14 protein-coding genes and 1 tRNA gene are annotated in these 12,919 nt (G+C 44.9%); 11 read left to right on the plus strand and 4 right to left on the minus strand.

The features are described from left to right. Positions 1-52: 52 nt before the first annotated feature. The 4 genes from OIT45_RS07305 to proC all read left to right on the plus strand — a co-directional run bounded on the left by OIT45_RS07305 (position 53) and on the right by proC (position 3,455). Positions 53-1,042 carry a rod shape-determining protein gene (locus OIT45_RS07305; RefSeq protein WP_135798398.1) on the plus strand — a complete coding sequence of 330 codons (990 nt, stop codon included), beginning with the start codon at positions 53-55 and terminating at the stop codon, positions 1,040-1,042. Between the two features lie 2 nt (positions 1,043-1,044). Further along, positions 1,045-1,254, plus strand: a complete 210-nt coding sequence (locus tag OIT45_RS07310; RefSeq protein WP_003607770.1) for a DUF2969 family protein — start codon at positions 1,045-1,047, stop codon at positions 1,252-1,254. Between the two features lie 19 nt (positions 1,255-1,273). Further along, entirely contained in the window at positions 1,274-2,470 is a 1,197-nt protein-coding gene (locus OIT45_RS07315; protein WP_135798396.1) for an FtsW/RodA/SpoVE family cell cycle protein, read from the plus strand. Positions 2,471-2,663: 193 nt separating this feature from the next. Beyond that, positions 2,664-3,455: a pyrroline-5-carboxylate reductase gene (gene proC / locus OIT45_RS07320; protein WP_199404541.1), complete on the plus strand. Its 792-nt coding sequence runs from the start codon at positions 2,664-2,666 to the stop codon at positions 3,453-3,455. 34 nt (positions 3,456-3,489) lie between these two features. Here proC and OIT45_RS07325 read toward each other — a convergent pair whose 3' ends face one another. Further along, complete coding sequence (locus OIT45_RS07325) at positions 3,490-3,738, minus strand: hypothetical protein (protein ID WP_135798394.1); 249 nt, start codon at positions 3,736-3,738, stop codon at positions 3,490-3,492. Positions 3,739-3,880: 142 nt separating this feature from the next. Between OIT45_RS07325 and OIT45_RS07330 the strand changes: the two genes are divergently transcribed. From OIT45_RS07330 to OIT45_RS07345, 4 genes are all read left to right on the plus strand, one after another. Then, positions 3,881-3,952 (plus strand) — tRNA-Glu (locus OIT45_RS07330). Between the two features lie 113 nt (positions 3,953-4,065). After that, positions 4,066-4,869 (plus strand): HAD hydrolase family protein, encoded by an 804-nt coding sequence (locus OIT45_RS07335; RefSeq protein WP_199404542.1) that lies wholly within the window; start codon positions 4,066-4,068, stop codon positions 4,867-4,869. A 114-nt stretch (positions 4,870-4,983) separates the two neighbouring features. Next, entirely contained in the window at positions 4,984-5,463 is a 480-nt protein-coding gene (locus OIT45_RS07340) for a methylated-DNA--[protein]-cysteine S-methyltransferase (protein WP_199404543.1), read from the plus strand. A gap of 38 nt (positions 5,464-5,501) precedes the next feature. Next, positions 5,502-6,311: an HAD hydrolase family protein gene (locus OIT45_RS07345; RefSeq protein ID WP_199404544.1), complete on the plus strand. Its 810-nt coding sequence runs from the start codon at positions 5,502-5,504 to the stop codon at positions 6,309-6,311. A gap of 41 nt (positions 6,312-6,352) precedes the next feature. Here the strand turns inward: OIT45_RS07345 and OIT45_RS07350 are convergent, their stop codons facing one another. From OIT45_RS07350 to OIT45_RS07360, 3 genes are read right to left on the minus strand one after another with little or no spacing between them, the layout of a single operon-like run. After that, the gene (locus OIT45_RS07350) at positions 6,353-7,210 is read right to left on the minus strand and encodes an IS3 family transposase (protein WP_264339964.1); all 858 of its coding nucleotides are present in this window, start codon (positions 7,208-7,210) and stop codon (positions 6,353-6,355) included. 8 nt (positions 7,211-7,218) lie between these two features. Continuing rightward, complete coding sequence (locus tag OIT45_RS07355) at positions 7,219-7,704, minus strand: helix-turn-helix domain-containing protein (protein WP_264329904.1); 486 nt, start codon at positions 7,702-7,704, stop codon at positions 7,219-7,221. 49 nt (positions 7,705-7,753) lie between these two features. Continuing rightward, a complete protein-coding gene (locus OIT45_RS07360) occupies positions 7,754-8,401 on the minus strand; it encodes a TetR/AcrR family transcriptional regulator (protein ID WP_199404580.1) in 648 nt (215 codons plus the stop codon). Between the two features lie 159 nt (positions 8,402-8,560). Here OIT45_RS07360 and OIT45_RS07365 point away from each other — a divergent pair, with 159 nt between their 5' ends. The 3 genes from OIT45_RS07365 to nagA all read left to right on the plus strand — a co-directional run bounded on the left by OIT45_RS07365 (position 8,561) and on the right by nagA (position 12,919). Then, positions 8,561-10,540, plus strand: a complete 1,980-nt coding sequence (locus OIT45_RS07365) for an ABC transporter ATP-binding protein/permease (protein ID WP_199404579.1) — start codon at positions 8,561-8,563, stop codon at positions 10,538-10,540. 126 nt (positions 10,541-10,666) lie between these two features. Then, entirely contained in the window at positions 10,667-11,548 is an 882-nt protein-coding gene (locus OIT45_RS07370) for a 3-hydroxyacyl-CoA dehydrogenase (RefSeq protein WP_199404578.1), read from the plus strand. 195 nt (positions 11,549-11,743) lie between these two features. Beyond that, a complete protein-coding gene (gene nagA, locus OIT45_RS07375) occupies positions 11,744-12,919 on the plus strand; it encodes an N-acetylglucosamine-6-phosphate deacetylase (protein WP_199404577.1) in 1,176 nt (391 codons plus the stop codon).

Genomic DNA, 12,919 nt, shown 5'->3' on the forward strand with positions numbered 1-12,919 from the left:
CGTAAAAGAATATAAACGAGCTTGCTCGGTAAAAATTTAAGAGGTGAAAATCATGGCCAAGGAAATCGGCATTGATTTGGGAACGGCTAACGTTCTGATTTATGTTGAAGGAAAAGGTATCGTCTTGAACGAACCATCAGTCGTTGCAATCGATACCAAGACGGATAAGGTTTTGGCAGTTGGTACCGAAGCCTACCAAATGGTTGGCCGCACGCCTGGGAACATTCGTGCTGTTCGTCCTTTGAAGGATGGCGTTATCTCAGACTTTGATATGACGGAAGCAATGTTGTCATACTTCATGGCTAAGTTGAACGCCAAGGGTGTGATGTCACGACCAAACATCATGGTGTGCGCACCAACAAACATCACGGAAATTGAGCGTAAGGCTATTATTGGTGCTGCCGAAAAGTCTGGTGGTGGTAAGGTGTACCTTGAGTACGAGCCAAAGGTTGCGGCTATTGGTGCTGGCTTGGATATCTTCTCACCAATTGCCTCAATGGTTATCGACATGGGTGGTGGAACGTCAGATATCGCCGTTTTGTCATTGGGTGATATTGTGGCTTCAGAATCAATCCGTGTTGCCGGAGATAAGATGAATGCTGATATCGCTGGTTACGTTAAGCGTGAGCACGGTTTGCAAATTGGTGAGCGTACAGCTGAACAAATCAAGATTAAGATTGGTACAGCAACGCCATTGGATGAGCCAGAAGAGATGGACGTGCGTGGTCGTGATAACTTCACAGGAATGCCTCGCACGATTACGTTGAATGCCAATGAAGTTGAAGCAGCGATGCACGACACGTTGGCGCAAATCGTTAACGCTGCGCACCAAGTATTGTCAGTTATCCAACCAGAATTGGCTGCTGACATTATCGACCGCGGTATTGTTTTGACCGGTGGTGGTGCGTTGCTACGCGGGATGGACAAGTTGATTTCAGGACACCTTGGTGTACCTGTTATGATTTCAGAAAGCCCATTGGACAATGTTGCCGTTGGGGCTGGAAAGTTGCTAGAACACATGCACGGAGTACAAGGAAAGTAATTATGTCACGTAATAATAAGCCTGTTTCAGTTGAAATTAATGATTTGGGAGATAACCTTTCAGAAGTGAAGGTAAACAAGGTTCGTTTGGGTACGATTGATGAGTCAACGTCACCTTTGACGGTGCGTTTTGCTGATAATCGTACGGTTACGGCCAAGTCATTTGATGACGCAATGGAATTGTTGATTGCAGAGTTTAACTTGCATCACTAATAAGTAAAGAGGTTAAAACATGATCAAACGCTTTTTCTCAAGCGAAGGTGGTGTGATTGATTGGTCAATCATCTTCGTTGTGATGATGCTTGCGTTGATTGGTTTAGCATCATTATATGTTGCAGGAATACACGATACTGTCGGTGTGAACGTTTGGCGTATGGTGATTATGCAAGGTGCCTACTATGTCGTCGGTATTATTGCGGTTATGGTCATCATGAGATTTGATTCAGAACAACTTTGGCGAGTGGCCCCTTATATTTTTGGATTGGGTGTCTTCTTGATGGTTGCGGTTTTGATCTTTTACTCACGTGCATACTACGCTAACACTGGTGGAAAGTCATGGTTTGCAATTGGACCGTTGACGTTCCAACCTTCCGAAGTTATGAAGCCGGCATTCATCATCATGTTGGCACGTGTGATTTCACAACACAATTTGGAAAACCCAGAACATACTTGGAATTCTGATAAGTTCTTGTTGTTAAAGATTATCGCTTGGACGGCACCGATTGTGGTACTCGTGCTAGCGCAACACGACTTTGGAACAACATTGGTGTTCGTGGCGATTGTTTTCGGCATGACACTGGTCTCTGGTTTGAGTTGGTCAATTTTAGGTCCAATTGTTGGTGCCGCTGCAGTCTTGGGGACAACGACCATCTTGTTTGTTACCCAAACATGGGGACGCCACATTCTGGAAAAGGTTGGATTTGAAGCTTATCAATTTGCCCGTGTGGACGCTTGGATGAATCCCTCAGGGGACACGTCAAATAGTGGTTACCAGTTGTGGCAAGCGATGAAGGCCATTGGATCTGGTGGAATTACCGGAACTGGGTTCAACGTTTCACACGTTGCGGTACCAGTTCGTGAATCCGACATGATTTTCTCAGTTATTGGTGAAAATTTCGGTTTCGTTGGTAGTGTCTTGCTTCTGGTTCTTTACTTCTTGTTGATTTACCAAATCTTCCAAGTTGTTAATGATACATCAAATCAATTCTATGCATACATTGCATCTGGTGTGGTAATGATGTTGTTGTTCCACATTTTTGAAAACATTGGTATGAATATTGGATTGGTGCCATTGACGGGTATCCCGTTGCCATTTATTTCACAGGGTGGTTCTGCCTTGGTTGGAAATATGTTGGGTATCGGTTTGATTATGTCGATGCGCTATCACAATAAAGCTTTCTCATTATCTGAACGCCAAGGGTTCTCATAAAGCAGACTGAGAATGTCGGAGATTTGAACCTCCGACGTGACCAAGACGCACCTGATAATGAACAAAGGCCTCGAATTTGTTCGAGGCCTTTTTATTTTGCACGGCAACTGAAAAACAAAACGGTGGGTCGCTTCTTATCTTATCTAGGTATGATATGATTAGGTCATTACAAACGAGATGAACGAGGTGTGAGATGTTAACAATTGGATTTATCGGTGCTGGTAATATGGCTAAAGCGATGATGCAAGGCTGGCAAGGAAACGCCGAAATTCGCCAAGTGCTTTTTTCACCACATTCAGGTGAAAGGGTTGCGGCTGAACTAGGCTTAGAAGCAAAGCAATCGGCTTTGGATGTTTGGGCTGAATCTGACATGGTTGTTTTGGCGATGCCACCAGCACAATTGGCTGATGTTGCTAAGGAACTACAACTTGGATTGATGATGAAGCCAGGCGTTATCGTAGCTTCAGTGCTTGGTGGTGTGTCATTGGCACAATTGCACGCTGCTTTGGGGCCAAATGTTTTGATTGCGCGTACGTTGCCAAACGTGAATGTTGCGCTTAAGTATGGTTATACAGCATTGGCGTTTGACGAAACGATGGATGCTGATATCAAGGGGGCTATTGCTGCTTTGTTCTTGGACTTTGGCCGCACAGATGAATTGCCTGAAGAACAATTTGGTGCCGTGAGTGCCTTAGCGGGATCCGGTCCAGCGTTTGTCGCAGCGTTTGCCGAGGCGATGATTCAAGCTGGCGTGCAAGCTGGTATTGATCCAGAGACAGCAGAGCGTTTGTCACAACAAACCGTTATTGGTACGGCTCGCCACATGGAAGAGTTCAAGAAGGATCCGATGACGTTGGCAAATGAAGTCATGACGCCAGGTGGATCAACGGCTGCTGGATGGCAAGTGTTAGAAGATGGAAACCTTAACCAATTGGTGGCCGATACAATTAATGCCACAATGAAGAAGAATGCTGAATTTGAATAACTAAAATAAAAGGACGACCGTAATGGTCGTCCTTTTACTTAAACTTTGTCTTTAAATAGCGGGTACCTAAAATACCAATAATCAATATCGCGAGGGTCAAATAATTTTGCCACGTGTTTTGGCTAACTGCCTCGACGAATGCGAATGTATGACCAGTAAAGTGATGATAAATGCTGTTGATAATTGTTGCGAAGAAACGCAACAAAGCCACGATAACCCCGATGGCTGTTAATGTCTCAAAAAAGAGTAACCACTTTGGGTGGGCAAGTTGTTTGTCCGTCATCTTAATATCCTCTGAGAACATTATACCGTATGGCAGAAGCTGGATAAAAGAAAGTTTACGAGTTTTAAAATTAGGGGTTGCATTGGTTAATTTATTCTGGTAATATTAATTTTGTTGTTGAGACAGGTTGTTAAAACATCATGGCCCATTGGTCAAGCGGTTAAGACTCCGGTTTTTCACACCGGCATCCAGGGTTCGACTCCCTGATGGGCTATACGCGAAAGGCGATTGCGAAAGCAATCGCCTTTTTTGTTCCTTTTAGGTATCTACAAAGCCGGACGATTTGATACACTTATTACTGACATAAGGAAAGTGGAGGCGGTTATCATGACACGCTTGTTTGTAACGGATTTGGACCAAACCTTTTTGCACGAGGATAAGACCTTTGATGCAGAGCGATTTGCTAAGGTTTTGGATCAACTCGACGAAAATGGTGATCAGTTTGCTATTGCAACCGGTCGAGAAGCAAAGTGGGTACGTAGCAAGTTTGGCGCATTAGCTGACCGCGTTCACTTGGTAACAAATAATGGTGCCGCATGGCATGTCCGGGGTACTGCGGAAACGGATTTACGTACGCTTGATGCTTCAACGTTGACTGAATTGGAAAGCATCTTGGTGGATGTTTCACCAAAAGATGGTATTATCGCCTTCTCCGAAGACAGTATGTACCGCTTGTCTGGTTATGGTGAATTGCGAGCAGACTTACAAGATTACATGACGCATGTGTACGGCACAATCCACTTGGTTGATCATCTAACGGATATTCCACAGCCGTTGGCTAGTGTGACGGCTATCTTTGATGTGCCGAGTTCGAATGAAGCTATTCGTCGCATAAATGCATCAGGTATGCCGTTGCACCCAACGACCTCTGGTTACGGGGCAGTCGATATCTTGGCTGAAGGTGTGAATAAGGCTACTAGTTTGTCAGCGCTAATTAACAAGTTAGCGCTTGAACCAGAGCAATTGACTGTCTTTGGCGATGGAATGAACGATTTGGAAATGATGGAATTGGCCGGGCAAGTTTATGTGATGCCAAATGCTGATGAGCGTCTGTTCAATCGTGGGTTCGGCATGGCTGACTTGGACAACGAACATGATGGTGTGTTGGCTAAGCTGGAAGAAATTATCTAAATAAAGCAGACTGGGAAGGCCAGGGATTTAGACCAACAGCTGCTGTGGTAAATTTGGTAAGCTACTCGTAAACAAGAATACGAGTAGCTTTTTTCATTTGAAAGGGATGATGACATGCAATATGAAACGTACGACTTTTTAAATGGGCAGTTGACCATCTTTTATTCGGAGGCGGGGATGGCGTTCGTGTCATTGGCCGATGATCCTGTGGCTGACTATCAATCATGGTTTGGTAAAACGCAGGTTGCCCCTAGTGAGGAGCAACGCTATGCGACGGTGGTGACTGATTATTTAGCTGGTCGCGGGGTTGATATCACACCTGATTGGCAGGGACAAGGAACAGCATTACAGCGTGAAGTTTGGAGCGCCTTAGCCGATACCGATTTTGGTGAGACGCTGACATATGCGGCGTTAGCGAAGCGGATTGGTCGTCCAACTGCCGTACGTGCGGTTGCATCAGCGGTGGGTAAAAATCCATTGCTGGTATTTGTGGGGTGTCATCGTGTTATTCGCAGCGATGGGACACTGGGGCAGTATCGAGCTGGTCAGAATTGGAAACAAAAGGTGATAGATTTCGAACGTAATCTTCAATAAATAGGATTAAGCTAGATGACATGAAGTGAGGTGGCATAATGGCAAGATTTGTAGCGACAGACTTAGACGGCACGTTTCTAAACGATAAAAAACAATATAATCGTGATTTGTTTGCACAGGTCATCAATGCATATACAGCGAATGGTGGTCAATTTATTGTGGCCAGTGGTCGTGATTTGCGTCATGTTCAGATGCTGTTTGGTGGCTTTTTGGATAAGGTCAACATCGTGGCTGATAACGGTGCGACTCTACTCTCGGCTGACCAACAGCTATCGGACCGTTTGACGATGACACCTGAACAATTGGCGGATTTGCAGGATCAAATTGACTTAATGCCTGGTAAGCCACACGGTGGGGTGATGATTTTTAGCCCTGACGAATTATTGGTCGTGCGCGGTTATGGGCAAGTACCACCAGCCTTTGTGACAATGATGGCTGAACTATATGGGCAACCACGTGAAGTCGCGTCATTACGTGATGTTGACGTACCTGTTGTTAAAGTGACGGTCTTTTGGACGTTGGTTGAAAGTGAAACATTTGTTGATCAAGTGAAGCAGAGTGACATTGACGTTCACGCGACGACTCCCGGTAATGGGGTGGTGGATGTGATGGCAACTGGTGTTAACAAGGCGGTGAGTTTGGAACGGATGTTGGTACATTTGGGTGGTGAACCAAATGAATTAATGGCCTTTGGAGATGGCATGAACGACCAAGAAATGTTGACATTGGCTGGGCAACCGGTGATTATGCCGAATGCAGATAAGCGCCTGTTTGAGTATGGGTATGCCGTAGCGATTGCGGATAACAATCACGATGGCGTACTAAAGACAATCGCAAAAAAGGGATGAGCAACTGCTCATGAACTGAACCCCAAAAATTGGAGTGAAGTTTAAGCAGATAACTGGTCGGAAAGATTTCGGTATTGAACCGGAGTTTTTCCGGCCAGTTTTGTTTTTATCCGCTTGTTGTTGTAGTAATAGACATAGTTAGTTATGGCGGACTTTAATTCGTCATAGCTTTGATAGTGGTTGTTATGTACCGTTCCTACCTTCAAGATGTGGAAGATACTCTCAGCCATTGCGTTATCTAGGCATGTCGCTTTGCGACTCATGCTTTGGAACACACGGTTAGTCTTTAACCGTGATACATACTCATAATTTTGATACTGGAAACCTTGGTCAGAGTGAATTGTCAGATAATTCAACTCTGGTCTGTTTTCTAGCAGCTCATCTAACGGCTGTGTGACAAACTCGACGGTTGGATTTAAATCGATATTCCAAGTGAGAATTTCACCACTATAAACGTCGATATATGCAGTGAAATAAGCACGTTCTGCCATTGTGCCTGATCCCCAGCGAACTTCCGTGACGTCAGTGAGAACCTTCTGATATGGACGGTCCGTTGTGAACCGACGGTTAACACGATTTGGTGATATGTGACCAACAGTGCCAGCGTAAGAATTGTACTTCCGTGTTAAACGTTTGAAAGCAGTACAGAGAAGCCCATTGATCTTCATGATTTTCAGCACAACCTTATGGTTGGTATTGAAGCCACGATTACTAAGTTCTTGTGTGACACGACGATAACCGTAGTCGGGGTTATCGTCACGAATTGATGTAATCGCATCGATCAACTCACGTGGATACTCCTTGTACGCACGCTTGCACGAATCGTGATAACTACTGCTAGACATCTCAGCTACTTGAAGAAGCAACTTTAATTTGCACTTCAATTCTTGCCTTAGCACAGTGATTACTACCGCTTTGTCTTGGTTTGTAATTTTTTCTTTTCCTGTGCTAAGGCCTCTAGTTTTTCCAGATAGGCCACCTTGATGCGAAGTAGTTCGTTCTCTTCTTCAAGCTTCTTAATCTTGTCGTGTTCTTGCTTATTCATGGTTTGGTTCCGCCTTCGTTTATCAGGTTTTAGACGACCGGATTCCAACGCGCGTTCCCACTGCCAAATTTGAGCAGGAGTCCGTATACGGAACTTCTTCGCTGCTACAGGTAGAGAAGCGTGATGTTCTAATCGCCATCTTATAACCTTGATTTTAAAGGAGTATGAATAGTTTGTCTTGCTTCGACTTGGATTATTAAGACCTTCGATCCCAAGCATCTTAATGTTGGTTAGCCAATTAAGAATGGTGGCGTCACCTTTGATTCCAAACTTCTTCCGTATCTGCTTAGGTGGCACGCCTTTCAGATACATACTAACTGCTTCAAGTTGTACTTCCTTTGAAAACATAACAAAACCCCGTAAGTTAGATTTACTCCAACTTACGGGGTTCAGTTCATCATCCCTTTTGTTGTTTACGGATTTCGTTTAATTGGTCGCGGTGGGCAGCGTCAACTGATCCCATTAGGCCAAAGAAGAAAAGTTCTTCAAGTTGTGTGTCTAATTCTCGGCGAGTGAGGCCACTGCCCGATGTCAAACTTGCTTGGACATTTGGGTAGGTCACAAACATATCAATGTACACGCGAATGGCGATTGTGCTAACGTTGGTGGTAAAGAAACCTTCATCACGACCTTGGTTGATGATAGCTTCGAAAAATTCGTCGCGGCGGGATTCAGCAACTGCGCGAACAGCCGAATCGTCTTTTTCGAGCAGTTGCATCATTTCGTCCCCGAACGTCGTCGCAATTTCTTGCTGTTTTTGTTGGGATAACGTGGCGAAGGCTTTGATTTTTTCAATGAAGCGTAAATCAGTTTGGTTTGTAATCGCCATAATTTCATCGAACAATTCATTAAGTTGCTCGGCGGCGATTGTGCCAATCAATGTTTCCTTGCTGTCGAAGTACTTGTAAAAGGTGACCACAGACACGCCGGCTTCGGCAGCAATTGTTTTTAAATCAGTATTATGGATACCGTGCTGTTGGAATAAGCGTGTGGCGACGTCGATAAGTTGTCGACGAGTGAGCGCCTTTTTTTCTTCGCGATTCATAATGGGTCACCTTTCTGTGAGTTGTTGTAGATTTACTATAACACAAAAAGTTTAATCGAATACACTTTGATTAAACTTTTCTTGACGCCGTTTAAATACGGCGGTACACTTAGTTACAATAATTATGACAAAAAAGCGTAGAGAGCCGGAGGAGAGACAATGGCATTTTTAGAGTTAAAAGATATTCGCAAGTCATACTTCCTGGGTAAGGAAGAGTTCCCTGTTTTGAAGGGCATTGACTTGGATTTCGAATTGGGTGAGTTTGTTTCAATCCTTGGAGAATCTGGTGGTGGTAAGTCAACGTTGATGAACATCATCGGTGGCTTGGACCGTGAGTTCGAAGGTAAGGTTACGATTGACGGACAAGTATTGGACCACAAGAAGGAAAAGCAACTGGATGCTTACCGTCGTGGTACGATTGGCTACATTTACCAAGCCTACAACTTGATTAGTCACTTGACGGTTTTGGAAAACGTCTTGGTTTCTTTGGAAATGACGACGTTGAGCCAAAAGGACAAGATTACACGTGCCACGGAATTGTTAGAGAAGGTCGGCCTTAAGGACCAAATTAAGAAGCACCCAAACCAATTGTCTGGTGGACAAAAGCAACGTGTCGCAATCGCGCGTGCGTTGGCTTCTGACCCAAAGATTATCATTGCCGATGAGCCAACCGGTGCGTTGGATTCAAAGAACACGGCTGAAGTGTTGGAAATCTTGGACGAAATTGCCCAAGAAGGTAAGTTGGTTATTGCGGTTACCCACTCACAAGAAGTGGCTGACCACGGAACGCGTATTGTGCACTTGGCTGATGGTCAAATTGATGCCGACACACGTTTGAAGCCAGCATATGCGTTGCCAGCTGATGATACGCGTTTGGCAGATCGTCCATTGCCAGCAGCTGCATCATTCCGAAATGCGTTCAAGCATTTGACGTATAACTTCTGGCGTAATTCATTGATTATGATTGGAACGGCCATCGGTTTGTTTGCCGTGATGTTGTTCACTGGATTGGGGAATGGGGTTAAGGCCTACATTAACGACCAAGTTAACTCATTGGCTAACCCAACGGCGGTTACGGTTGCTCGTCACCAAGGCGAAAACGGTGGTGTCGGTCAAACGTCTGGTGCAACGGCCGGCGTCGATATGGACAAGACAACGATTTCAGATGATCAAATCAAGAAAATCAAAGCTAACAAGTACGTGAAGACTTTGCAAAAGGGTTACCAAGCCGGTAACGTGCAAGCGAACCTTGAAGGCAAGGATTACTCACTTGGAACCGTACAAACTTGGTCAGCAACTTATCAAAAGAAGTTGATCAAGGCGGGTCACGTGCCTGGTAAGAATGAAATCTTGGTTGACAAGAAGACTGTCGCAAAGAAGTTTGACACAAAGGACTGGAAGTCAGTTGTTGGTAAGACAATGACGGTTAAGTGGATGACGGTCAAGTCTGATGGTATGACGCCAGTTGAAATTAACAAGACGTTCAAGATTGCTGGTGTTATCGATGCTGGTCAAGCCGGAACGGCGAACGTGACGACGGCAAGCACGATTGAAGACGCGTACAAGGAAGCAGGTGCAGATACCCGTGCGTTGTTCGTAACGGTTCGTGTTAAGAACACTGACGACGTTAAGGCCTTCCAAAAGGACATCAACAAGATGAAGGGCGATGATGGTAAGCGTTTGTTCCAAGCCGTAACGGTTGGTTCAATCTTGGATACCATCAACACAATCGTCTCATTGGCAACGAATGTGTTGGCTGCCATTGCTGGTATCTCATTGGTTGTATCAGCTTTGATGATTATCGTAACAATGTTCATGTCAGTTTCAGAACGAACGAAGGAAATCGGAATTCTCCGTGCCTTGGGTGAAAGCAAGAAGGATGTTCGTAACTTGTTTACCTCAGAGTCTTTGCTGATCGGTTTGGCAAGTTTCGTTTTGGCGCTTATTTTAGCCTTTGGAATTGGTGCATTGTTGAACTCAGCATTGTACAGCATTGCGAAGTTTGACATGATTCAAATTTCAGTTGGTAATGTTGTTATGACGTTGATTTTGGCATTGGTCATCTCATTCTTGGCCGCTTTGTTGCCAGCTCGTCGCGCAGCAAAGTTGAACCCAATCGATGCATTGTCTGCAGACTAATAGATAGATTTTCAGAAGCATTCTCACAATTTGTGGGGATGCTTTTTCTGTTTTCAATAGTTTTCTTTGGCATAAGAAACCGCTTACATGATATGGTGTAGTTAATCAAAAATAAGGGATTATCACATGTCATATCAAAAAGTAACAATCGTTGGTGGCGGAACACTAGGCTCACAAATTGCCTACGTATCAGCGTTCCACGGTAAGGATGTCACGGTGTGGGGCCGTTCTGACACTTCACTAGAAAAGGCACAAGCGCGTGTTGCACGTTGGGAAGACGGTGTGCGTCGCGACTTGCAAGCAACCGACGAACAAATCGAAGCTGCCCGCGATCATTTAACGTACGTCACTGATTTGGGCGAGGCACTTGCTGGGGCTGACTTGGTGATTGAAGCGTTGCCAGAAGCACCAGCCACCAAGACTGAGTTCTACGAAAAGTTTGCTAAGTTAGCTGAGCCACAAACGGTGGTGGCCACGAATTCTTCAACGTTGTTGCCATCGGCCTTTGCTGAGGCGACTGGTCGACCAGCAAAGTTCTTGGCTTATCACTTTGCTAACGAAATTTGGAAGAACAACACAGCTGAAATCATGCCTCACCCAGGAACTGCACCTGAATTACCGGCCACGTTTGAAGAATACTCACGTGAAATTGGCATGGTGCCAATTATGGTTAAGAAGGAACAACCAGGTTATGTGTTGAATTCACTGCTTGTGCCATTGCTTGATGCTGGTTCGCAACTTTGGGCAAATGAAATTGCGGATCCGGAGACAATCGATAAGACATGGATGATTGCGACTGGTGCTCCAGCTGGACCATTTGCCATTATGGACACGGTTGGTTTGAATACGGTTTATGCGATTAATATCATGAACCCAGAACCATCACATCAAGAAATTGCCAAGAAGGTGAAGGCAATGATTGATGCCGGTCACATTGGTGTTGAATCAGGTGAGGGATTCTATAAGTATCCTAACCCAGCATACCTAGCACCAGATTTCTTGAAGTAAAATGTGGATACAACCATCTGCCTTTGTAGGAGATGGTTGTTTTTTGTTATGCAGGAAAAGGGTTGCATGTATTTCGAGTTTTGACTTTTAAAAATCACCTAGACCGTGTAAACTTGTAAGCGATTAGAACATGATAGAGACGGTGGTTAACCGCCTGTACCAATTTAGTTTTTCTATAAACAAGGGGAGTTCATCATGAGTACAGTTTTGACGCACGCAACTATCTATACCGGCGAACAAGAAGTGCCAGTAATCAAGGATGCTTACATCCGTTTCGACAAGCAAATTGAAGCGATGGGACCAATGAGCGAATTGGTAGTGACATCAGCCGATAATGTCGTACGTACGGATCGTAAGGTAATTGTTCCTGGCTTCATCGACGTACACACACATGGTGCTTACGGCTTTGATATGATGGATGGTGTCACGGAAGATATCATTAAGATGGTTCACGGCCAAATTTCAGAAGGAATTACGTCGGTCTTCCCAACGACAATGACGCAAGCTGTGGACAATATCTCGAAGTCAATGGAGGCGGTAAATGAAGCCGCCAAGCAAGAACCAGCAATCGTTGGTGTGCACTTGGAAGGGCCATTTATCAATCCACACTTCAAGGGTGCGCAACCAGAGGAGCACATTATTGCGCCAAGTATTGATTTGGTAAAGAAGTGGAACGAATTGTCAGGTAACCGTGTGCGTTTGATTACGTACGCACCCGAGCAAGCTGAAGATGTACGTGCATTTGAGGACTACCTAGCGGATAACAACATTATCGGTTCAATTGGTCACTCAAACGCCACACGTGATTTCTTGCAACACAATTCTAAGGCAAGCCACATTACACACCTATATAACGCGCAACGTCCAATGTCACATCGTGAACCTGGTGTAACGGGACACGCCATGTTGGAAGATAACATCCGTACAGAGTTGATTGTGGATGGTTTCCACGTATACCCTGATATGGTTAACATGGCCTACAAGTTGAAGACGGCTAACCGCATTGATTTGATTACGGATTCAATGCGTGCCAAGGGACTTGGGGACGGCGAGTCAGAGCTAGGCGGTCAAAAGGTTTGGGTTAAGGATAAGCAAGCCCGCCTTGAAGATGGTACTTTGGCCGGTTCAGTACTTGAGTTTGACGATGCATTCCGCAATGTGATGGCCTTTACAGGTGCATCAATTGAAGAGGCAATTCAAATGGCATCAGTTAACCAAGCGATTGAGTTTGGTTTGACAAACAAGGGAACATTGACGATTGGCAAGGATGCGGATTTGAATGTGTTTAGTGCAGATTTGACATCTTTGGAAGCAACTTATAGTTTGGGTCGTCACTTCTCAAAGGCTGACGCTCCGACAGCGGAGGATTAA

Source organism: Weissella sp. LMG 11983, from assembly GCF_025908495.1.
Lineage (GTDB): Bacteria > Bacillota > Bacilli > Lactobacillales > Lactobacillaceae > Weissella > Weissella fermenti.

Bases quoted from the DNA above. Each gene is read 5' to 3' on its own strand.
- OIT45_RS07325 (WP_135798394.1), bottom strand. From the start codon at position 3,738: ATGACGGACAAACAACTTGCCCACCCAAAGTGGTTACTCTTTTTTGAG.
- OIT45_RS07345 (WP_199404544.1), top strand. From the start codon at position 5,502: ATGGCAAGATTTGTAGCGACAGACTTAGACGGCACGTTTCTAAACGAT.
- OIT45_RS07310 (WP_003607770.1), top strand. From the start codon at position 1,045: ATGTCACGTAATAATAAGCCTGTTTCAGTTGAAATTAATGATTTGGGA.
- OIT45_RS07315 (WP_135798396.1), top strand. From the start codon at position 1,274: ATGATCAAACGCTTTTTCTCAAGCGAAGGTGGTGTGATTGATTGGTCA.
- OIT45_RS07365 (WP_199404579.1), top strand. From the start codon at position 8,561: ATGGCATTTTTAGAGTTAAAAGATATTCGCAAGTCATACTTCCTGGGT.
- proC (WP_199404541.1), top strand. From the start codon at position 2,664: ATGTTAACAATTGGATTTATCGGTGCTGGTAATATGGCTAAAGCGATG.
- OIT45_RS07305 (WP_135798398.1), top strand. From the start codon at position 53: ATGGCCAAGGAAATCGGCATTGATTTGGGAACGGCTAACGTTCTGATT.
- OIT45_RS07340 (WP_199404543.1), top strand. From the start codon at position 4,984: ATGCAATATGAAACGTACGACTTTTTAAATGGGCAGTTGACCATCTTT.
- OIT45_RS07335 (WP_199404542.1), top strand. From the start codon at position 4,066: ATGACACGCTTGTTTGTAACGGATTTGGACCAAACCTTTTTGCACGAG.
- OIT45_RS07355 (WP_264329904.1), bottom strand. From the start codon at position 7,704: ATGTTTTCAAAGGAAGTACAACTTGAAGCAGTTAGTATGTATCTGAAA.
- OIT45_RS07360 (WP_199404580.1), bottom strand. From the start codon at position 8,401: ATGAATCGCGAAGAAAAAAAGGCGCTCACTCGTCGACAACTTATCGAC.
- OIT45_RS07370 (WP_199404578.1), top strand. From the start codon at position 10,667: ATGTCATATCAAAAAGTAACAATCGTTGGTGGCGGAACACTAGGCTCA.
- nagA (WP_199404577.1), top strand. From the start codon at position 11,744: ATGAGTACAGTTTTGACGCACGCAACTATCTATACCGGCGAACAAGAA.